We start from the raw sequence: 19,346 nt of genomic DNA, 5'->3' as shown, positions 1-19,346 counted from the left end.
GGGCTGGCGGATCAGCCCTTCAGGCACTTGCGGTAGGCGGCCATGGCCTGGCCGTAGTTCATCTGCCCCACAAGGTCCGCAGGCCGCTTCGGCTTGACCGGTGCGGTGCACTTGGGCGGAACCGGGACACTGGCCGCCACCGTCACGTCGGTGGCCACACGGGTTCCGGATTCGACGGCGGTGAGCACCAGGGTGCCGGTGCCGGCTGCCGCGCCGGCGGGCACCTTGACGTCCACCGTCGCCGCACCGGCGGTGACCGGTACCGACCCGAGGGCGGTGACGGTCCCGGCCGCGTCGGTGAACTCGGCCCGCAGCGAGGTGTTCGCCGGGCTGCCCAGCGAGGTCAGGTCCAGCTTGGAAACCGCCAGGGTGATGGCCTCCCCGCCCTTGACCTCGGCTGCGGTGGTGTTCACTACGGCCACGGATCGCCGCGCGAAGTCCGGCGACACGGGGTTGTGGGCCTGCAGGTACTTGATCCATGCGTCGCGGTCCACGAGCCCGGAGTCCTTGGTGCCGGTGCCGGAGGTGAAGACCCGGAAGTTGTCGCCCCCGGTAGCCAGGAAGCTGAACGTGCCGATCCGGTAGGACTTCGCCGGGTCGATCAGTGCACCATTGATCCGGATCGAGGTGACCCGGTCTCCGGCGGCGCGCGCCGCATCGTAGGTGTAGTTCACGTTCTTGGACAGGCCCAGCTGCTGGTAGGCGCGGCTGGGAACCGTACCGTCCGGGTTGGTCTGCCACTGCTGTTCCAGCAGCGTCTTGAACTGGGCGCCCGTGAGCGAGGTGGTCCACAGGTTGTTCACAAACGGCAGGACCGCGTTGGCCTCGGCGTAGGTGATGGTCCCGTCGGGGGCGTAGTACAGCTCGTTGCGCAGCCCGCCGGGGTTCGCGACGCCGATCTCGGCGCCGCCGAGTTCCGGCGCCTTCAGGGCGTCCACGAGGGAGTCGGCCACGAGGTTGCCCAGGGTGGACTCGCTCGAGCGGTCATCGCGCACGGCGGGGGTGCCGGCGAACGCCGTCGTGATGTCCGCGGTGACCTTGCCCACCGGCTGGCTGCCGATCACGGCGGCGTCGGCAACAGCCTTGTCCACGATCGCCTTCACCGCGGCAACCCGCGGGTACGCGGCGACGAGGTCGGCTGCCGGCTCCGTGGTCCGCTTGACGTTGCCCGCCTTGTAGCCGGTGACAGCCATGGTCTTGGTGTCGATGGTCAGCTGGATCTGGCCAATGTACTCGCCGTAGTTGCCGGTCTGCACGATCGGACGGGTCTTGCCGGTCGGCTGCCCGGAAGCATCCAGGACCGGGGCGTCCCACGCGTACTGCTTGTGGGTGTGGCCGTTGAAGATCGCGGCCACATCCGGGGTGACGTCCTGGACCATTTTGGCGAAGAGGCCGCCGGCGGCGACTTCCTGCTCCAGGGTGGCGCCTTCGGGGGCACCGGATCCGGCGCCGTCGTGGTTCTCGACGATGATCACGTCGGCGAGCTTGCCCGCCTTGATCTTCGCGGCGACCCGGTTGATGGCATCGACCGGATCCCCGAACTCGAGGTCCGCGACACCGGCCGGGGTGACGAGCGACGGCACTTCCTGCGTGACGGTGCCGATCACGGCGACCTTGATGCCGTTCATGTCCAGCACGGTGTACTCCGGCAGAACCGGCTCGGTGGTGCCCTTCGTGTAGACGTTGGCGCCCAGGTAGGGGAACTTGGCGTTGGCCCCGCCGGCGATGACCCGGTCACGCAGGTCGGCCCAGCCGCCGTCGAACTCGTGGTTGCCCACGGCCGAGGTGCGCAGTTCCAAGGCGTTCAACACGTCGATGGTCGGCTGGTCCTTGGCCACGGCCGAGGCGAACAGCGAGGCGCCGATGTTGTCCCCGGCGGAAAGGAACGCCGTGGCTCCGGGCGCCGCCGCGGCACGGAGCTTCTCGATGGTGCCGGCGAACAGGACAGTGTTCGAGTCGATGCGGCCGTGGAAGTCGTTGATGCCCAGGAAGTTCAGGTCAACGCTGGCCGGGACGGTGGTGCCGGCTTTCAGGTCAAGCCCGACCACGACAGGATCGTGGTCGCTGGCCCGGAACTGGTCCGCCGCGTAGTAGTCGGTGACGTTGCTGTTGTAGCGGCTGTACTCCAGCGCCACGGATTCCACCGAGTTGATGTTCCAGATGTCCGCGCCGGTGACGACGGCGTTGGCGGCCGGCGAAGCGAGGATGTGGTCCAGGGAGCCGACCAGGCCCCCGTAGAGGTAGGAGTGCTTGGCGGAGCCGTCGGCGTTTTTGGCCTTCTCGTCCTGGTTGACGTACCCGGCGGCCGTGAGGACGTTGATCGGATCCTCCTTGGCGTAGGAGTTGAAGTCGCCGATCAGGAAGACCTTGTTGGTGCCCTTGGATTTCTGCAGTTCGTCGGCGAAGCCGAGCAGCGATTGAGCCTGGGCGGTGCGGGCGAGGTTCGAGTTGCCCTGGCCCTTGTCGGTGTCCTCCGGCGTCGCGGCGGAGCCCTTGGACTTGAAGTGGTTGGCGATCGCGATGAACTTCTGGTCATCGGCGGCGCCGACGGGCTTGAAAACCTGGCCCAGCGGTTTGCGGGCACTGGCAAAGGCAACCGTGTCGTTGTGGATGATGGATTCGCCCACAGGTTCGGCTGCCGCCTTCTTGTAGATGAAGGCGGTGCGGATCATGTCCTCGTCAGTCAGCGGGGGTGCGTTGGCGGGCGTCCGCACGTAGTCCCAGATGCCGGGCGTGGCGATGTTCAGGGCGTCAACCAGCTTGGCGAGGGCGTCGTCCCGGTTCTTGCCGAACTGGGCCGAGTTCTCCACCTCCATGAGGGTGACGACGTCGGCTCCGGACTTGCTGATGGCGGCAACGATCTTGTCCTGCTGGCGCTTGAAGTTCTCGGCGTTGGCCGCGCCGCGGACGTCGCAGCCGCCCTTGACCGTGATCGGGTTGCCCGCACGGTCGGTGTAAAACGTGCACCCGGGAACCTGGTCCCCGGTGGTCGGGAAGTAGTTGAGCACGTTGAACGAGGCGAGCTTGAGGCTTCCGCCGACGGCGGCCGGGGCCTGCGCACGGGTGCCGCCGAAGCTTGCCGGCTGCACCGTGTCCGCGTTCTCGGCCGTCAACTGCGACAGCGGCTGGAACTTCCACGAGCTGTTGGCGTAGCTGAGCACCACGTTGGTCTTGAAGGTTACCGGCGAGCCGACCCGGACGTGGTCCGTGGTGGTCAGGTAGGGCAGGGTTTGCGCCTTGGTGGCGGCGTCCTTGAGGAAGTTGGTGCTGGCGCCGTCGTCGAGCTTGATGCCGCGCGCGGCGTTGGCCGCGACGGTGCCGGTGTACTCGGCGGAGCCGTAGGGGGCGACGGCGGTGGGCTGCTCCAGCGGGGTGGTGCCGCCGGCCAGGCCGATTTCGCCGTACTGGTTGAGGGAGTAGTTGTCCGCGACGGTGACGGGCCCCTGCGGTGCCAGAAGCATGGCTTCCAGGGATTCGCGGAAGGCTTCGTCGGCCGGAAGGGTGAAGCCGGTGGCCTTGACCTCCGGGGCAGCCTCGGTCAGCTGGGTCACGCTGGCGGCGTTGATCTGGGTCATGCCGTAGTACTCGGCCACATCACCGGTGACCTGGACGTAGTCGCCGATCTGCACGGATGCGACGGCGGCCGGGGCGTAGACGAAGATGGCGTCCGACGCGGTGTGGTTGGCCGGCGTCAGTTCGCCGCCGGTTCCGGGCGTCTGGAGGTAGAACCCGGCGAAGCCGCCGGTCGGGAAGGCGGCAGTGACCTTGCCCCGGGTGGTGACCGCGGAGCCGGCGAGCGGGCTGGCCGCACCGGTGCCCTGGATCTCGGCGATGCTCTTGGAAACCGGGGGAGTGACCGGGCCCGGGTCCACCGGGGTGGCTTCCCCGTTGGCCGCCTTGGGCGTGATGGCCGCGTTCAGCGTGAAGTCGGCGGCGTTATTGTTGCTGTCCGCGCCGCCGCTGCGGTTCAGGCTCTTGACGTCCGTGTTGCCCGACGGCGCCGTCGCCGCCTGGGTCTCGAAGGTGTTGGAGCTCCCGTAGCCGATCAGGTCGGCGACGCCGGCGGTTTCGACGACGGATCCGGTGCCCAGCGACTGCAGCGTGGTGGCCTGCCGGGCGAGGACGATCGTTCCGCCTCCGCCTGCCGGATTGAAACCGGCGGCGGTCGCGTCGGCGGCGGGAAGGTCGGCGCCGACGGCGCCGTTGCTGCCGCCCTTAAGCAGGTAATACCCGCCGGCGGGGATGGTCCCCGTGAGGGCCGCCGTGTTGTTCGGTGCGGCGGTCCCGGTGGCGGAGCGGTACTGGAGTGACCAGCCGTCCAGGGAAACCGCGGCGTCCGAGGTGTTGTGCAGCTCGACGAACTTGTTCTTGTAGGCCGCGCCGGCGCTGCCGCCGCTAAGGTACGCCTCGTTGATGATGACCGGCGACGTTCCGGCGGCCACCGGGGTGGCCTCCAGGGCGGCGGCGGGCAGGGCCGTCAGCGGGGCAATTAGCCCTGCGGACAGGGCTGTGCCCAGCGCTGTTTTCCAAGGTGTGAATTTCATCCGCTCTAACTCTCATTAGGGTGCCCGGGTAAGGGCTGGGTGCGATGTCCGGGTTGAGGGCCGCGGACCGGCCGGTCTGCTCCTGGTCAAGCAGATTCCGGCACAGCAAAACAGGGGTGAATGAACACAGGGTGGATTGCATGTGCATTCGGCGAGACGGCCCCCAGCGGAACGCCCCACAGCCGGCAGTTGACCCGACGGTGCCCGCGGCAGTGGGGGTGCGGGATCGTGCGGGCGCCCGGCCCGATGTCCCCCTGCCCGAGCTGTCACGAGACTACCTGCCGGTAGCGGCGCCGTAAGCGGTTGGCGGCCAATTTTTCCAGCAGTTTTTCCGCAGGATCTCCCCACCGTCGGTCCCGGAGCGGTTGCGGGTCGACGGTGAACAACCATCTGAGGTCGCTGCGGGAGGGCGGGGCTGGACCCAGGGTGCGCTCGCGGATCGGCTCGGTGTTTCCCGGCAGACCGTGAACGCCCTGGAAACGGGCCGCTACGATCCCGCGCTGCCTTCCGGTCAGGCCTGGTTGAAGCGGATCATGTTGCCGGACGGGTCGCGGAAGGCGCAGTCTCGCGGTCCCCACGGCTGGTCGATGGGCTCCTGCAGCACTTCGGCGCCGGCGGCCCGGACGGCTTCGAAGGTGGCGTCGAGATCGTCCGTGCGGAACACAATCACGGGCAGGACCCCTTTGGTGAGCAGTCGCTGGAGCGCGTCGCCGTCTTCCTGCGAGCGGCCGGCGTGCGGGGGCGAAAGAACGATCTCCAGGTCGGGCTGGGCTGCACTGCCAAGGGTGACCCAGCGGTGGCCGTCGGAACCGACGTCGTTGCGCACCTCGAGGCCGAGCACGTCGCGATAAAAGGGCAGGGACTCGTCCAGGTCGTTGACGGTGATCTGGGCGTATTGCAGTGAAATGTTCATGACGTCCACGCTACGAGGGCGGCAGGGGCGGTGCTTCTTCGATCCTGCTCGAATTCCGTGGCGGGTTGCGTGGAGGGCGGGTGTGCTGCCGCGCCACGCATGAGGGCATGGCCTTGACCGCCCCGTGCTCGCGCTCCCGGTACGCGCTGGGAGACATGCCGACGACCTCGGTGAACCGTGAACTGAAGGAGCCCAGCGACGTGCAGCCCACCTCCATGCAGGCGTAGGTAACGCTGGCGCCGGCGCGCAGCAACGCCATCGCCCGCTCGATCCGCCGTGTCATCAGGTAGTTGTACGGTGTCTCGCCGTAGGCGGCCTTGAACCGGCGGGAGAAGTGCGCCGGGGACATCAGCGCGCGGGCGGCCATGGCCGGCACATCGAGCGGCCGGGCAAAGTCGCGGTCGATCAGGTCCCGCGCGCGGCGCAGGTGTGCCAGGTCGGCCAGTTCCTGCGGCGTCATGCCGGCAGTTTAGCGCTGATTCGGCCCGGCCGGATTGAGCCGGGCGATCGCGGTGGACAGGACGGTGGCGAAGCCGCACCAGAGGGCGTACGGCGCCAGCGCGACGCCGGCGCCGCGGCGGAGCCGGTAGGTCCGCCGGACCAGATCCGCGCTGCTGACCGTCAACACGGCGGCCTCGGCGGCGGCCAGCCACGGCCGGCGGGAGCGCCAGAAGAACCAGCTCCACGAGGCGTTCAGCACCAGGTTCGCGGCGAGGGCGCCGCGATACGCGCGGACTTCCCGCCGCCGGTCCGCCACGGTGTCGCCGTCGTTCTGGTCAAGGGCGACGGCGGAAGCCACCGCCAGATCCGTATACAGGGCCGTCCACACCACCGGGAACGCGACCGGCGGCGGCTGCCAGTCCGGTTTCCGCAGCGCCCGGTACCAGCGGCTCTCCGGATCCGTCGCGGCGCCTCCCGCTGCTGCCGCGCCCGCCGTGGCGGCGGCCGTCCAGGCCACTGTCGAGAGTTTCATCACCGTTTCCCGGTCCCGTTTGCCATGCCCCAGAGGTAACCGACCCGGCCGGGCCGCGTCAAGACTCTCCGGGTGTAGCGTTGCTTGAGGCAACAGAAGGGTTCAACAAAAATGCCGATGTGGTTCCAAGCACTGCTGTGGGGCACGGTCGCCGGCGGCGCGCTGGTGCTCGGCTCAGCCCTGTCCTGGAAGTGGCAGATCCCGCCCAAGATTGTCTCCTCGGTCATGTCCTTCGGCGCCGGCGTGCTGATCTCCGCGCTCGCCTTCGACCTGGTGGGGGAGGCAGCGGACGGCGGCGGCCTGTGGCCAACGGCGGCCGGATTTCTGGGCGGGGCACTGATCTATGTTGCGGCCAATGCCTTGCTCGCCCGCCGCGGGGCCAAGCACCGGAAGCGGTCGGGCGGAAAGCAACCCACCGAGCAGGCCAAGCCCGGCAGCGGAACGGCCATAGCCGTCGGCGCCCTGCTCGACGGGATCCCCGAATCTGTTGTCCTCGGACTGGGCCTGGTCACCGGCGGCGCGGTGAGTCCGGCAATGCTGGCCGCAGTGTTCATCTCCAACGTCCCCGAAGGGCTCTCCAGCACGGCGGGCATGAAGAAGTCCGGGCGCAGCGCGGGCTACGTGTTCGGGGTCTGGGGCGGAATCGCCCTGGTGTCCGGCCTGGCCTCGCTGATCGGCTACGCGACAATGCAGAACGCACCGGCCGAGTTGGTGGCCTTCATCACGGCCACCGCCGCGGGCGCCATCCTGGCCATGCTGGCCGACACCATGATCCCCGAGGCCTTCGAGGAGCACCACAACCTCACCGGCCTGATTGCCGCTGTCGGATTCCTGGCCGCCTTCACTATTAGCCAGGCAGGAGCCTAGGCAGCCGGGCACGGATGCGAAAAGGGGCTGCCGCGCCGACCCCTCAGGTCCGGCTCAACAGCCCCTCAGGCCACGGAAACCGTGGCCGACGCGGAAGGTAAGAGATTCGAACTCTTGGTACGGGGTTACCGCACACTGGTTTTCAAGACCAGCTCCATCGGCCGCTCGGACAACCTTCCCTACCCAGTAGTGTTCCATAGCCCGTCATGAGCGACAAAAAGCAGCGGCGCTGGCGCACCGGGCTGATCCGGCCACCTATTCTGGATTGGGGGCGGTGCCGGCGCCGCGGTCTGTCCGGGCCTGCCCCGCACTACATGAGCAAGGAAACGGGAGTTCTCCATGAAGGCTGTCTACATCTCAGAGCCCGGCGGTCCGGAGGTCCTGGAGCTCCGCGAGGTCCCCGCTCCCGTGCCCGGCGAGGGCGAGGTGCTGATCGACGTCGTCGCCGCCGGACTCAACCGCGCGGACGTCCAGCAGCGCAGGGGGTTCTATCCGCCGCCGCCCGGCGCGTCCGATATTCCGGGCCTTGAGGTCTCGGGGCGGATCGCCGGATTCGGCCCCGGCGTCACCAAGCCCTTCTCCGTGGGCGACAAAGTGGTGGCGCTGCTCGCCGGCGGCGGCTACGCCGAGCAGGTGGCGGTTCCGGCCGGGCAGGTGCTGCGGATCCCCGACGGCGTGGATCTGGTCACCGCTGCCGCGCTGCCGGAAGTCGCCGCCACGGTTTACTCGAACCTGGTCATGACGGCCCAGCTGCAGGCGGGGGAAACCGTGCTCATCCACGGCGCCACCGGCGGCATCGGCACCATGGCCATTCAGCTGGCGAAGGCGCTCGGGGCCCGGGTGGCCGCGACGGCGGGGACCGCCGAGAAGGTCGGCACTGCCACTGCGTTCCTCGGCGCCGACATCGGGATCAACTATACCGAGGAGGATTTCCCGGAGAGCCTGCGCGCCCAGAACGGCGGCAAGGGGGCGGATGTGATTCTTGACGTCGTGGGCGCGAAATACCTGGGGCAGAACGTGGATGCCCTGGCTGACTACGGGCGCCTGGTGGTGATCGGCCTGCAGGGCGGCACCAAGGGCGAACTGGACCTGGGGCAGCTGCTGACCAAGCGCGCGGCGATCATCGCGACCTCCCTGCGGCCGCGCCCGGTCGAGGAGAAGACAGTCATCATGAACGCCGTCCGCGACGCGGTGTGGCCGATGCTGGCGGACGGGCGGATCCGGCCGCTGGTCGCCAAGACGTTCCCACTGGGCGAGGTCCAGGCCGCGCACCGCTATTTCGATTCCGGCGAACACGTCGGCAAGGTCCTCCTGGTCACCTGACCCGCGCCGGCCGGACGCCGCTGCCGCACTGCCCGGCGGCCAGTGTGACGCACCGCATTCCGTCGCAGGCATATGTCGGGGCCCGGCGGACCAAAAGGACGATAGTGTAATTCCATGCGCGGTATACACGCGTCTTGGGGCGCGTGTATACCGCCGTCCTGCTACCCTCGGGAACACCATGTCAATCCGCCACAGCCTCCTCGCGCTGCTGCAGGAACGGCCCCGCTACGGGTACCAGCTCAGGACTGAATTCGAGGACCGGACCGGTTCGTCCTGGCCCTTGAACATCGGGCAGGTGTACACCACCCTCGACCGTCTGGAACGCGACGGACTCGTCGAACGGAACGGCGCAGACGCCGAGGGCCACATTGTCTACAGCGTCACCGACGCTGGCCGGGCCGAAGCCCGGGAATGGTTCGCCGCCCCCGTCAGCCGGACCAGCCCGCCGCGCAACGAACTCGCCATCAAGCTGGCCCTGGCGCTGACCCTGCCAGCGGTCGACGTCGGCGCCCTGATCCAGGCGCAGCGGGCCGTCTCGATCAGGACCCTGCAGGAATACACCCGGACCCGCCGCGAAGCGGTAGCGCATCTCCGGGCGGCGGACACTGCCCGTCTGCTGGTACTGGACTCGCTGATCTTCCAGACCGAGGCGGAGGTCCGCTGGCTGGATCTGTGCGAAGCCCGCCTGATGCAGCTGGCCGGCCCCGCCTGACGCGCGCCGGCCCCGCCTGCCGCCCGTCTGGCCTGAAACGTCCGCCGGCTGGGGCATCCGCCGGCACGCATGTGACGCCGTTCACCGCGGGCTTTGCGCCGTTCGGCGAGCCGACCGGAGCGGCGGCCGTGAAGCCGTATCCATCAGGTTGCGCCGTTGATAGGGTGCCATGGGGCAGATCTGACTGCTGATCTGTCAGAGGGGTTTCTCAAGGAGGAGACATGGGCACAATGCCAGATGGCAGGCCAAACACAGCACCACTCGACGACGGCATCACGCCGGTGCCGGGCCTTCCGGCTACCGCCGTCGACGACGCCGTCCGCGAAGCGGAAGAGCGCAAGTGGACGCCGGCGAAAATCGCTCTCTGGGCGGCCATCGCGCTGCTGGGCGGCGTCGCCTGGTTCATGCTCGCGATCATCCGCGGCGAAACCGTCAACGCGATCTGGTTCGTGTTCGCCTCGGTCTGCACCTACCTCATCGGCTACCGGTTCTACTCCAAGGTCATTGAGCGGTACATCGCCAAGCCCAACGACCGCCGCGCCACGCCGGCCGAGTACAAGGCCGACGGCAAGGACTACGTCCGCACGGACCGCAACGTCCTGTTCGGCCACCACTTCGCCGCCATCGCCGGCGCGGGCCCGCTCGTCGGCCCGGTTATCGCAGCCCAGATGGGTTACCTGCCCGGCACCATCTGGATCATCATCGGCGTCGTCCTTGCCGGCGCCGTCCAGGACTACCTGGTCCTCTTCTTCTCCATGCGCCGCGGCGGCCGTTCCCTCGGCCAGATGGCCCGCGAGGAACTCGGCGTGATCGGCGGCACCGCCGCCCTGATCGCGACCCTCCTCATCATGGTCATCATCGTCGCCATCCTGGCCCTCGTCGTCGTCAACGCCCTCGGCGAAAGCCCCTGGGGTGTCTTCTCTGTCGGCATGACCATCCCGATCGCCCTGTTCATGGGCGTCTACCTCCGCTACCTGCGCCCCGGCAAGGTCATGGAGGTCTCACTGATCGGCTTCGTGCTGCTCATGGCCGCCATCATCGGCGGCGGCGCCGTCGCCGGCACCGAATGGGGCGCCGCGTTCTTCCACCTGGACAAGGTCACCATCGCCTGGGGCCTGATCATCTACGGTTTCATCGCCGCCATCCTGCCGGTGTGGCTGCTGCTCGCCCCGCGCGACTACCTCTCCACCTTCATGAAGATCGGCGTGATCGTGATGCTCGCCCTCGCCATCATCGTGGTGAGGCCCGAAATCACGGTTCCGGCGTTCAGCGAGTTCGCCTCCCGTGACAACGGCCCGGTCTTCTCCGGCGCCGTGTTCCCGTTCCTGTTCGTCACCATCGCCTGCGGCGCCCTCTCCGGGTTCCACGCCCTGATCTCCTCCGGCACCACGCCGAAGCTGATCGAGAAGGAACGCCAGACCCGCCTGATCGGCTACGGCGGCATGCTGATGGAGTCTTTCGTGGCGATCATGGCGCTCGTTGCGGCCATCTCGATCGACCGCGGCATCTACTTCGCCATGAACGCCCCGCTCGCGCTGACCGGCGGGACCGTCGAAACCGCGGCCCAGTGGGTCAACAGCCTGGGCCTGTCGGGCGTCAACATCACTCCCGACGTCCTCGCCCAGACCGCCAAGGACGTCGGCGAGGAAAGCATCATCTCGCGTTCCGGCGGCGCCCCCACCCTCGCCGTCGGCCTGGCGCACATCATGCAGCAGTTCATCGGCGGCACCGCGATGATGGCGTTCTGGTACCACTTCGCCATCATGTTCGAGGCGCTCTTCATCCTCACCGCGGTCGACGCCGGCACGCGCGTTGCACGCTTCATGCTGCAGGACTCGATCGGCAACTTCGTCCCGAAGTTCAAGGACCACTCCTGGCGCCCGGGCGCCTGGCTCGCCACGGCGGTCATGGTGGCGGCGTGGGGCGCGGTGCTGCTGATGGGTGTCACGGACCCCCTCGGCGGCATCAACACGCTCTTCCCGCTGTTCGGCATTGCCAACCAGCTGCTCGCCGCCATCGCCCTCTCGGTCGTGCTCGCGATCGTGGCCAAGCGCGGCACCTTCAAGTACCTGTGGATCGTGGCGCTACCGCTGGCGTTCGCCGCCGTGGTGACCATCACCGCGAGCTTCTACAAGATCTTCTCGCCGGTCCCGGCCGTCGGGTACTTCGCCAACAACGCCGCCTTCTCCAAGGCCCTCGCCGACGGGAAGACCTCCTTCGGCACCGCCAAGACGCAGGCGGCCATGGAAGCCGTGGTCCGCAACACCATGATCCAGGGCTGGCTCTCGGTGATCTTCGTGGTGCTCAGCATCATCGTCATCATCACGGCGCTGATCGCCACCGCCAAGGCGTTCCGCAACGCCAAGGCCGGCATCGCCAACGTCGAGTACGAGGACCCGGCCCAGCCCTCGCGCGTGTTCGCACCGGCCGGGCTCTTCCCGACCGCTGCGGAGCGCGAGCTTGAGGCGGAGTGGAAGAAGCTGCCGGCGGACCAGCGGCTCGAACACTCGGCCGGGCACTGAGGCACCGGCCATGAACGCGCTCGTAGCCGGTTTCCGGGGCTTCGCCGAATACTTGAGCGGCGTGCTCGGAGCCGACGCCTATAAGAAGTACCTGGAGCACCACCGCGCCTCGGGCCACGCCGGGCCGCCGATGTGCGAGCGGGACTTCTGGCGCGACCACACGGACCGCCAGGACAGCAACCCGCAAGGCCGCTGCTGCTGAGTTGCGGCGCAAGTGAAGGCGCCGTCGGGAACTCCGGTTCCCGGCGGCGCCTTCGGCGTCCCGGGGCAGGTGCGCCAACGCCCGGCGCGGAGGTCCTGCGGCCCTGCCGCGCACCCGCCGTCGTGAGAGTATGAAGCCATGAGCGATCCGAACGACACTCAGCCCGGCGCCGGCGCCCCGCCGGAAGGCGCCGCTACAGCGCCGGAAGACGCTGATACTCCGCTGGAGGGCACCGCTACCCAGCCGGACGGCGCGGACCCCCGGCCCGCTGAACCGGGGGAACCCCGGAGCCGGGCGAGCCAGCTCCAGGACCTCGTCGACGAGCCGGCCAAAGTCATGCGGATCGGCACCATGATGAAGCAGTTGCTCGACGAGGTGAAATCGGCGCCGTTGGACGACGCCGCCAGGCTCCGGCTTGCCGGAATCCACGAACGCTCCATCAAGGAGCTCGAAGACGGCCTCGCCCCGGAACTGGTCCAGGAACTGGAGCGGATCCACCTGCCCTTCACCGACGACGGCACCCCGTCGGACGCGGAACTCCGCATCGCCCAGGCCCAGCTGGTCGGCTGGCTCGAGGGGCTCTTCCACGGCATCCAGACAGCCATCGCCGCCCAGCACGCTGCCCGGGAGCACGCCGCCGCGCAGCTGCAGCTCCGCCAGCTGCCGCCCGGCACCATGATCGCGCCGGGTGTCATCATCGGGGAGAACGGGGAGCCGCAGCGCGCGGCCGAGCGGCGGCCGGGCACGGACCCGTCACGGCCCGCCGAAGCCGCCGACCCGGACCACGGCCCCGGCCAGTACCTTTAGGGCTGCGTTGGGTTTCTTCAGCGCCGCACGGCAGGGACGCAAGGACGACGCCGAACTCGGCAAGGGACTCTGGCGGCGCGCCCACGACCGTTTCATCCGGGGCCTTGACCGTTACCACCAGGTCCTCGAGGGAGTCGAGGACGAAGACCTCTACGCCGAGCTGGTGGAGATCGCCAACGACCTGTCCGCGCTGGCCGTGCGGGTGCGCTCCATCTGCCGCGAGGCGCAGCGCCGGTCGCCCAGCGACGGCCTGGACATCCCCGGGGCACTCGCCGGCGTGCACCGGTCCCTGTCGACGGCCGGCAACTCGCTGGCCATGACGGCGGAGGCGGCCGCGATGCTCCGCCTCGCCGTCGGCCCGGTACCGGTGGGCGCCGCCTCGGTGCGCCGGCGTGCGGACACCGTCGCGGAGCACGTCGACGACGCCGAACGGCGCTTGGCGGAGTCGGGCTCCTGACGCCGCCGCCGGGGACCCGCGGCAACCCGCTCCGGATATTCCGGGTTACGCGGCTAGCTTAGCGGGGACAAAACACTGGCATCGGCGGGAACGACTTGGCAGGATAAAAAGATGACTTCTTCTCCTGAACTGACATTCAATGACGGCAACACCATCCCGCAGCTCGGCTACGGGGTGTGGCAGGTCGAGGACGACGTGGCCGAAAAGGTCGTCGTCCAGGCGTTCGAGGCCGGCTACCGGCACATCGATACCGCCAAGATCTACGGCAACGAGGCCGGCGTGGGCCGTGCGATCGCCCGTTCCGGCCTGAAGCCGGAGGAAATCTTCATCACCACCAAGCTGTGGAACGCAGACCAGGGCTACGAGTCGACCCTCACGGCGTTCGAGGAATCCATGGAGCGCCTGGGCCTGGAGACGCTGGACCTGTACCTGATCCACTGGATGCAGCCCAAGCAGGACAAGTACGTGGACACCTGGAAGGCGCTCATCGAGCTGCAGAAGCAGGGCCGCGTGAAGAGCATCGGCGTATCGAACTTCACCAAGGAAGGCCTGCAGCGCATCATCGACGAGACCGGTGTGGTGCCGGCCATCCACCAGATCGAGCTGCACCCGTTCTTCAACCAGTCGGACCTGCGCGAATTCAACGCGGCCAACGGCATCCTGACCGAAGCCTGGTCGCCCCTCGGCCAGGGCGGCGAGCTGCTGGAAAGCCCTGTGATCGCTGAGATCGCGTCCAAGCACAACGCCACGCCGGCGCAGGTTGTCATCGCTTGGCACCTCGCGATCGGCAACGTCGTGATCCCCAAGTCAGTGACCGAGTCGCGGATCCGCGAAAACTACGCGGCCCTGGACGTCACCCTCGATGAGACCGATGTGCAGGCCATCAACGGACTGGACCGCTCCGCCGAGGGCGCGGGCCGGATTGGCGCGGACCCCGCGGTTTCCGACTTCGCCTAACCAAGCGCAGCCAAAGGGCGGTCCGGGGCTTCGGCTCCGGGCCGCCCTTGAGCTTAAGCGCGCCGGCCTAGCCGCCCGGGCTGCAGGGCGCGACGGCGGCCGCGGCACCGGAGGCGGCGGCAAGGGCCCGAATCTTCGCGATGAGCGCCCGCGTTCCGGCGTCCTTCTCCAGCTGCGCGTAGACCGGGGCGACCGCGGCGTTGAACGCGGCCAGCTCCTCCTCGCTGGCGGCCACGACCGTGCCGCCGTGCCGGCAGTAGGCAGCCGCCTCGTCCGCAGTGCGGAGCAGTGAACCGGTCACCGCGTCCCGGGTCCGGCCGGCCGCCTCCAGCAGGATCCTGCGTTCGTCCGCGGGCAGATGCGCATAGGTACTGGTGTTGATGACCAGGGAGTTCACCTTCGAATACAGCGGAAGGTTACCGATGGTGTTGCTCGGCTTGGTGAAGGTCGCGGCCCGGGAGAAGGACGATTCGGCAGCCGCGACCGCTCCGGCATCCAGCGCATCCGTGAAGAGTTTCCCGGCCAGGGTCCGGGGCACGGCCCCCAGCGCTTTCAGGGTCGCGTAGCCGGTGGTGGAGCGGGGCGCACGGACCACCTTACCGGCCAGATCCTCCGGGAGCGCGACCGGACCGTCAAAGGAGAAAATCATCCGTGGCCCGTCGGGCAGCAGCGCGAGGCCGGTCAGCCCGACGGCTTTCAGGCCGGCCAGCATACTGCCGGCCATCTCGGGCGCCACCACCTCGGCCATCACCTGGTCCGAGGTGGCCAGGAAGGGTGCCGAGAGAGCCGCGAAGGTCTGGACGCCCTCTGACTCCCATGTCCGGGTCGCTATCAGGGCCATGTCGAAGTCGCCGCCTTCGGTGGACTGGGCGACGGCCTGGTCCCAGGCGCCGGCTTCCTCGGCGGCGGCCTTGAGGACCAGCTCGATCCGGATGCTTCCGCGGGAGAGCTCCTTCACCTGGCGGGCAAATTCCTGCACTTGACTGGAGGAGCGGCCGTCCGGTCCGCCGGCGGTGGCGAGGGTCAGGACGGTCGCGTCGGCGGCGTACCCGTCGTCACCCGCCGGGGGCGGGGGATTTGCCGCGCACCCTCCGCACCCTAGGACGGCGGCAGCCGCCATGATCGTCGCTCTGCGCAGCATCCGTCCCATGGTGCCCTCTTCCAGGTCGCAGGACCCGCCGCCCCCGGCCGGTCAGCGCCGGAGAGCAGCTTGTCCTCTGAAATTACTCCTCCCGCACGTCCCCGGACAGGGCGGAAGTAGAACTCTCAGGAAGCTCCCATGCGCCTGGTAGGCCAGTGTCAGGCGGCGGCCCGGCCGGCCCGCACCTGGATGGCGTCGACGATTGCCCAGCCGTCCTGGTGGTGGACGTAGCGGCTGGCGAAGCGCTCGGCCTGGGCGGCGTCGTCGAAAGCTTCGGTGCGTACCCGGCCGCAGTCGGCATCCAGATACGTGACTTCCCAGTACAGTGCAGGCTGCTGTGTCCCCGCCGTGCGGGTTGATGCGGAATCCTGATGCTTTTCCATGGTTTCAGTCTGCAACCGGCCTCTGACAGTCTTCCGTCACCGGCCCGGCGTGTTGCCCAGCCGGAGCACCCGCTGCCGGGCCAGTTCCTGGCGGCGGAGCTCTTTTGCCGCGGCGCGGCCGGCCTGCTGGGCTGCCGCGGACGCCTGGTCCAGTCGCTTGCGTGCCCGCCGCAACTCATCCTCCGTCCGGGACAGTTCCTGCTTCAGCCGGTTGACTTCCTCGGCGAGGGCGGCGGCCGACGCCGCGGCTTCCTCCCGCTCGCCGGCCGTGCGCGCGGCCTCCGCGGCGCTGGCTTCCGCGGCAGTCTGCGCTTCCTGGAGTGCCGCTTCCGCGCGTTTCCGCACGGTCGGGCTGGGCGCTGGCCGCTCCGGCCGGACAGCCCGGAGCCGCGGCTCGCCGCTCGGCGGCGGGGCGGTGCGCCCGGCGCTGCCGGGTTCGGGCGCGGCCCCGGTCGTGCGGCTTCGAGCCGTCGCGCCGTTCGGTCTCCCGCCCCCGGCTGAGGGCGAGGATCCGGCGCGGGCTGAGGCGGCGGCCGGTGGTGCGGCGGCAGCCGCCAGGGGAGCGTCCGGGACGGCGACCGCGCCGTCGAGGTCGACGACGTCGACGCCGTCTCCGGAGAGGGCGCGGAGCAGGCGCCCGCTGCCGACGGCGGCGGCCGCACCCTCGTCGGCCGTGGCCGCGCGCAGGGTTTGTTCCACCTCCGCGGCGACGGTGCCGCTGATCTTCCGCCCACGCTGGGCGGCGGCGGCCCGCGCGGCGTCGACCGCGGAGGCCAGCAACGTCCTCCGCTCCCGGGCGAGGGTCCGGAGGGCCGTGGCGTCGAGGTCGTTCTGCGCCTGCCGCATGGTGCGTCCCAGTGCAACCAGGTCGTGCAGGGCTGCGGGCTGCTGCCAGGCGAGCATATTGACGGCCCAGGCGCCTACCGAGGGTTTGGGCAGGGCCCTGACCTCCGCGGCCCTAGCCCGCAGCTCCGGTGTCGGGGTGGTTCCGGCGAGCAGGGCCTTGGCGGCAGCGTTGCGGCCGGCAACAAAGTCGTCGAACGGCAGTGCATAGAGTTCCGCCGCGATGCCCGCCAGCCCACGCTCTGCCATGCAAGAATCATAGAAGCTCCGGCGCCTGCGCCGGGAAAGTGCAGGGCACGTCCACCGTAGGAGATCCCACGTGATTGAAATTGCCGGTCTCCCGGCCCATATTCTGCTGGTCCACGCCGTCGTCGTGCTTGGTCCCATCGCGGGGCTCGCGGCCATCATCTACGCCGCGGCGCCGCGCTGGCGCCGGTACCTCGCCTGGCCCCTGGGGGTCCTCGCGCTGCTGCTGGTTCCTATCTCGCTGGTCACCGCGCAGGCCGGAGAGCAGCTGGAAGAGTCCCGCCCGGCCACGGAGATGATCCATGAACATGCGGAGCAGGGCGACGTGTTGAAGATCGTCTCGGTGATCTTCTTCGTGATCGTGGCGGCCATGATCGTGGCCAGCTACGAACCGATCGGGAGGCGCTTCGCCTTCCTGGGAAGCCTGCGTGAAAACCGGGCGGTCCGGGTGGTCCTGCTGGTCGCCGGGGCGCTGGCCGGGGCTTTCTTCCTGTATCAGAGCATCGTCACCGGCCACTCCGGCGCCGCGTCGGTCTGGGGCCGCTAGAAGCCTGGTGCCGACTAGCCGCAGCCAGCCACCGCGCCAGAGGCGGGCTGCCGGCCGCTCGGCAGACCGGACAAAGCAGTAGGACCCCGGAAATCTATGATTTCCGGGGTCCTACTCTTTGAGCTTCCTATCAGAATCGAACTGATGACCTTTTCATTACGAGTGAAACGCTCTACCGACTGAGCTAAGGAAGCAACCGCGTGGGCCGCCGGCGAACCGGGCGGATCATGCAAGAGTCAACTGTAATAGAGTGCCCGCGCCCGGGTCAAAATGAGCCGGGCGTCCCGTGGGACGCCTTAGCAGACGGTGTTGTCCGCCGGCGTCTTACCGTCAACGAGGTAGCCGTCCACGGCCTTCTCCACGCAGCTGTTGGAGCGGCCGTAGGCGGTGTGGCCCTGGCCTTCCCAGGTCAGCAGCGACGCCTTACCCAGCTGCTTGCGCAACGAGCTGGCCCACTCGACCGGCGTGGCCGGGTCCCCGGTGGTGCCGACCACGAGGATGTCCGTGGAGCCCTTGTACTCAACCGGGGCCAGGGTGCGGACGCTCTTGTAGGGCCAGTCCTTGCAGCTCGTTCCGCCGTAGGCGAAGTAGTAGCCCAGGGTCGGGGAGAGCTCGCGAAGTTTCTTCTCCTCGGCGCGCATCGCCGCGATGTCCGAGTTCATCGGGTAGTCGAGGCAGTTGATGGCGGTGAAGGCGAAGGTGGAGTTCGCCGAGTAGGTCCCGTCGGGCTCCCGGTCCGCCCCGAAGTCCGCCAGCCGGAGCATCGGGGAAAGGTCGCCCTTCATGGCGGCCTCCAGGGCCTGGGTCAGCACCGGCCAGTTGTCGTCGTTGTAGAACGGCAGGATGAAGCCGCTGACGAACATCGAGGCGTTGACGACGCGGCCGTCCTTGGCTGGCATCGGATTGGCTTCCACGGCCGCGATGACGTCCTGGATCTGGCGGACGGCGTTGTCCGGGCCGCCGCTGAGCGGGCAGCCGCTGTTTTGCAGGCAGTTGTCCACGTAGGCGCGGATGGCCTTCTCGAAAGCCTTCGCCTGGCCCGCGGTCAACTCCTCATTGCTCAGCGAGGGGTCCATCGCACCGTCCAGGACCACCCGGCCGACGTTGTCCGGGAAGAGCGACGCGTAGGTGGAGCCGAGGAACGTGCCGTAGGAGTAGCCCAGGTAGTTGAGTTTGCTGTCGTTGAGCACACCACGGAGGATGTCCAGGTCCTTGGCGGCGCTGACGGTATCCAGGTGGCCCAGCACGGGCCCGGTCTTCTCCGCGCACTTGGCGGCGATCGCCTTGTTGTCGGCGAGGGCCTCGGCCAGCCCGGCGTCGGTGTCCAGCTTGTAGACCTTGGCCCGGTTAGCGTCGCGTTCCTTATCGGTCAGGCAGGTGACCGGCGCCGAGCGCTTGACGCCGCGGGGGTCGAAGCCGACGACGTCGTAGTTTGAGCGAACCTTTTCGGAAATGTTGGTGGCGCCGGCATCCCGGACGAAGTCGTAGCCGGATCCGCCCGGCCCGCCGGGGTTGACCAGCAGGCTGCCCTTGGTGTTGCCGCCCTTGGAGGCCAGCTTGATTGCGGCGATCTCGATCGTGCCGCCGTCGGGCTTGGCGTAGTCCATAGGAACCTTGACCTTGGTGCACTGGAACTCCCCTTCACAGCGGGACCAGGTCAGCTGCTGCGAGTAGAAGCTGCGCAGCTCGGCCGGTGCCGCGGCGGCGATCGACGGGTCAGCCGAGCCCGGGGCGCTGCTGGAGTTGCCCCCGCCGGAGCCGAAGAGGGTGCAGGAGGAGAGCACCAGGGCCAGCACCAGGCCCAGCGCCGCGGCCCCGACGGTCCGTCCGCGGCGGCCCGGGGGTCGGCTGCCTGCAGGCCGGTGGGGTGCTGACGTCATGCGGTTCTCCTTGGGGATGTGGAACTGTC

At 68.8% G+C, this 19,346-nt stretch carries 17 protein-coding genes, 2 tRNA genes and 1 pseudogene; 10 read left to right on the top strand and 10 right to left on the bottom strand.

Going from position 1 to position 19,346, the window contains the following annotated elements; genetic code table 11:
- Window positions 1–11: 11 nt before the first annotated feature.
- Window positions 12–4,544, bottom strand: coding sequence for an ExeM/NucH family extracellular endonuclease (locus ACTWLI_RS03600; protein ID WP_445155319.1), 4,533 nt, complete (start codon window positions 4,542–4,544; stop codon window positions 12–14).
- Between the two features lie 365 nt (window positions 4,545–4,909).
- Between ACTWLI_RS03600 and ACTWLI_RS03595 the strand changes: the two are divergent.
- Window positions 4,910–5,035 (top strand): annotated as a pseudogene (locus tag ACTWLI_RS03595) (helix-turn-helix transcriptional regulator); the annotation flags it as partial.
- Window positions 5,036–5,055: 20 nt separating this feature from the next.
- On the opposite strand, the gene ACTWLI_RS03590 reads toward ACTWLI_RS03595, so the two are convergent.
- The 3 genes from ACTWLI_RS03590 to ACTWLI_RS03580 are packed head-to-tail and all read right to left on the bottom strand — an operon-like array spanning window position 5,056 to window position 6,430.
- Window positions 5,056–5,457: a VOC family protein gene (locus tag ACTWLI_RS03590; RefSeq protein ID WP_445155318.1), complete on the bottom strand. Its 402-nt coding sequence runs from the start codon at window positions 5,455–5,457 to the stop codon at window positions 5,056–5,058.
- Window positions 5,458–5,467: 10 nt separating this feature from the next.
- Window positions 5,468–5,917 (bottom strand): helix-turn-helix transcriptional regulator, encoded by a 450-nt coding sequence (locus tag ACTWLI_RS03585; protein ID WP_445155317.1) that lies wholly within the window; start codon window positions 5,915–5,917, stop codon window positions 5,468–5,470.
- A 9-nt stretch (window positions 5,918–5,926) separates the two neighbouring features.
- A complete protein-coding gene (locus tag ACTWLI_RS03580; RefSeq protein ID WP_445155316.1) occupies window positions 5,927–6,430 on the bottom strand; it encodes a TspO/MBR family protein in 504 nt (167 codons plus the stop codon).
- A 111-nt stretch (window positions 6,431–6,541) separates the two neighbouring features.
- Here ACTWLI_RS03580 and ACTWLI_RS03575 point away from each other — a divergent pair, with 111 nt between their 5' ends.
- On the top strand, window positions 6,542–7,297 hold the full coding sequence (locus tag ACTWLI_RS03575) for a ZIP family metal transporter (protein WP_445155315.1): 756 nt from the start codon (window positions 6,542–6,544) through the stop codon (window positions 7,295–7,297).
- Window positions 7,298–7,388: 91 nt separating this feature from the next.
- Here the strand turns inward: ACTWLI_RS03575 and ACTWLI_RS03570 are convergent.
- Window positions 7,389–7,476 (bottom strand) — tRNA-Ser (locus ACTWLI_RS03570).
- Between the two features lie 160 nt (window positions 7,477–7,636).
- On the opposite strand from ACTWLI_RS03570, the gene ACTWLI_RS03565 reads away from it, so the two are divergent.
- The 7 genes from ACTWLI_RS03565 to ACTWLI_RS03535 all read left to right on the top strand — a co-directional run bounded on the left by ACTWLI_RS03565 (window position 7,637) and on the right by ACTWLI_RS03535 (window position 14,277).
- Entirely contained in the window at window positions 7,637–8,620 is a 984-nt protein-coding gene (locus tag ACTWLI_RS03565) for an NAD(P)H-quinone oxidoreductase (RefSeq protein WP_445155314.1), read from the top strand.
- Window positions 8,621–8,798: 178 nt separating this feature from the next.
- A complete protein-coding gene (locus tag ACTWLI_RS03560) occupies window positions 8,799–9,332 on the top strand; it encodes a PadR family transcriptional regulator (RefSeq protein ID WP_445155313.1) in 534 nt (177 codons plus the stop codon).
- A gap of 221 nt (window positions 9,333–9,553) precedes the next feature.
- A complete protein-coding gene (locus ACTWLI_RS03555) occupies window positions 9,554–11,854 on the top strand; it encodes a carbon starvation CstA family protein (RefSeq protein ID WP_445155312.1) in 2,301 nt (766 codons plus the stop codon).
- 10 nt (window positions 11,855–11,864) lie between these two features.
- The gene (locus ACTWLI_RS03550; RefSeq protein WP_445155311.1) at window positions 11,865–12,056 is read left to right on the top strand and encodes a YbdD/YjiX family protein; all 192 of its coding nucleotides are present in this window, start codon (window positions 11,865–11,867) and stop codon (window positions 12,054–12,056) included.
- Window positions 12,057–12,194: 138 nt separating this feature from the next.
- Window positions 12,195–12,863, top strand: coding sequence for a bacterial proteasome activator family protein (locus tag ACTWLI_RS03545; protein WP_445155310.1), 669 nt, complete (start codon window positions 12,195–12,197; stop codon window positions 12,861–12,863).
- 7 nt (window positions 12,864–12,870) lie between these two features.
- Window positions 12,871–13,320, top strand: coding sequence for a hypothetical protein (locus ACTWLI_RS03540; protein WP_445155309.1), 450 nt, complete (start codon window positions 12,871–12,873; stop codon window positions 13,318–13,320).
- A 111-nt stretch (window positions 13,321–13,431) separates the two neighbouring features.
- Window positions 13,432–14,277, top strand: a complete 846-nt coding sequence (locus ACTWLI_RS03535; RefSeq protein ID WP_445155308.1) for an aldo/keto reductase — start codon at window positions 13,432–13,434, stop codon at window positions 14,275–14,277.
- A gap of 67 nt (window positions 14,278–14,344) precedes the next feature.
- Here the strand turns inward: ACTWLI_RS03535 and ACTWLI_RS03530 are convergent, their stop codons facing one another.
- The 3 genes from ACTWLI_RS03530 to ACTWLI_RS03520 form a co-directional block, all read right to left on the bottom strand.
- Entirely contained in the window at window positions 14,345–15,418 is a 1,074-nt protein-coding gene (locus tag ACTWLI_RS03530; protein ID WP_445155307.1) for a TRAP transporter substrate-binding protein, read from the bottom strand.
- A gap of 158 nt (window positions 15,419–15,576) precedes the next feature.
- Window positions 15,577–15,801, bottom strand: a complete 225-nt coding sequence (locus ACTWLI_RS03525; RefSeq protein ID WP_445155306.1) for a hypothetical protein — start codon at window positions 15,799–15,801, stop codon at window positions 15,577–15,579.
- Between the two features lie 36 nt (window positions 15,802–15,837).
- Window positions 15,838–16,893 (bottom strand): hypothetical protein, encoded by a 1,056-nt coding sequence (locus ACTWLI_RS03520; protein ID WP_445155305.1) that lies wholly within the window; start codon window positions 16,891–16,893, stop codon window positions 15,838–15,840.
- 70 nt (window positions 16,894–16,963) lie between these two features.
- On the opposite strand from ACTWLI_RS03520, the gene ACTWLI_RS03515 reads away from it, so the two are divergent.
- A complete protein-coding gene (locus ACTWLI_RS03515; RefSeq protein WP_445155304.1) occupies window positions 16,964–17,437 on the top strand; it encodes a hypothetical protein in 474 nt (157 codons plus the stop codon).
- Window positions 17,438–17,558: 121 nt separating this feature from the next.
- On the opposite strand, the gene ACTWLI_RS03510 is transcribed toward ACTWLI_RS03515, so the two are convergent.
- Window positions 17,559–17,631 (bottom strand) — tRNA-Thr (locus tag ACTWLI_RS03510).
- 102 nt (window positions 17,632–17,733) lie between these two features.
- Window positions 17,734–19,317, bottom strand: coding sequence for an alpha/beta hydrolase (locus ACTWLI_RS03505; protein WP_445155303.1), 1,584 nt, complete (start codon window positions 19,315–19,317; stop codon window positions 17,734–17,736).
- Between the last annotated feature and the right edge of the window lie 29 nt (window positions 19,318–19,346).

This window comes from Arthrobacter sp. Hor0625 (assembly GCF_052567525.1).
Note: the sequence above shows the minus strand (reverse complement) of the source record. Positions and strands in the feature narration are given on the sequence as shown.

Coding starts and splice junctions, on each gene's coding strand:
- ACTWLI_RS03520 (WP_445155305.1), bottom strand. CDS start 16,893: ATGGCAGAGCGTGGGCTGGCGGGCATCGCGGCGGAACTCTATGCACTG.
- ACTWLI_RS03580 (WP_445155316.1), bottom strand. CDS start 6,430: ATGAAACTCTCGACAGTGGCCTGGACGGCCGCCGCCACGGCGGGCGCG.
- ACTWLI_RS03530 (WP_445155307.1), bottom strand. CDS start 15,418: ATGCTGCGCAGAGCGACGATCATGGCGGCTGCCGCCGTCCTAGGGTGC.
- ACTWLI_RS03575 (WP_445155315.1), top strand. CDS start 6,542: ATGCCGATGTGGTTCCAAGCACTGCTGTGGGGCACGGTCGCCGGCGGC.
- ACTWLI_RS03565 (WP_445155314.1), top strand. CDS start 7,637: ATGAAGGCTGTCTACATCTCAGAGCCCGGCGGTCCGGAGGTCCTGGAG.
- ACTWLI_RS03585 (WP_445155317.1), bottom strand. CDS start 5,917: ATGACGCCGCAGGAACTGGCCGACCTGGCACACCTGCGCCGCGCGCGG.
- ACTWLI_RS03555 (WP_445155312.1), top strand. CDS start 9,554: ATGGGCACAATGCCAGATGGCAGGCCAAACACAGCACCACTCGACGAC.
- ACTWLI_RS03535 (WP_445155308.1), top strand. CDS start 13,432: ATGACTTCTTCTCCTGAACTGACATTCAATGACGGCAACACCATCCCG.
- ACTWLI_RS03525 (WP_445155306.1), bottom strand. CDS start 15,801: ATGGAAAAGCATCAGGATTCCGCATCAACCCGCACGGCGGGGACACAG.
- ACTWLI_RS03560 (WP_445155313.1), top strand. CDS start 8,799: ATGTCAATCCGCCACAGCCTCCTCGCGCTGCTGCAGGAACGGCCCCGC.
- ACTWLI_RS03590 (WP_445155318.1), bottom strand. CDS start 5,457: ATGAACATTTCACTGCAATACGCCCAGATCACCGTCAACGACCTGGAC.
- ACTWLI_RS03550 (WP_445155311.1), top strand. CDS start 11,865: ATGAACGCGCTCGTAGCCGGTTTCCGGGGCTTCGCCGAATACTTGAGC.
- ACTWLI_RS03545 (WP_445155310.1), top strand. CDS start 12,195: ATGAGCGATCCGAACGACACTCAGCCCGGCGCCGGCGCCCCGCCGGAA.
- ACTWLI_RS03600 (WP_445155319.1), bottom strand. CDS start 4,544: ATGAAATTCACACCTTGGAAAACAGCGCTGGGCACAGCCCTGTCCGCA.
- ACTWLI_RS03505 (WP_445155303.1), bottom strand. CDS start 19,317: ATGACGTCAGCACCCCACCGGCCTGCAGGCAGCCGACCCCCGGGCCGC.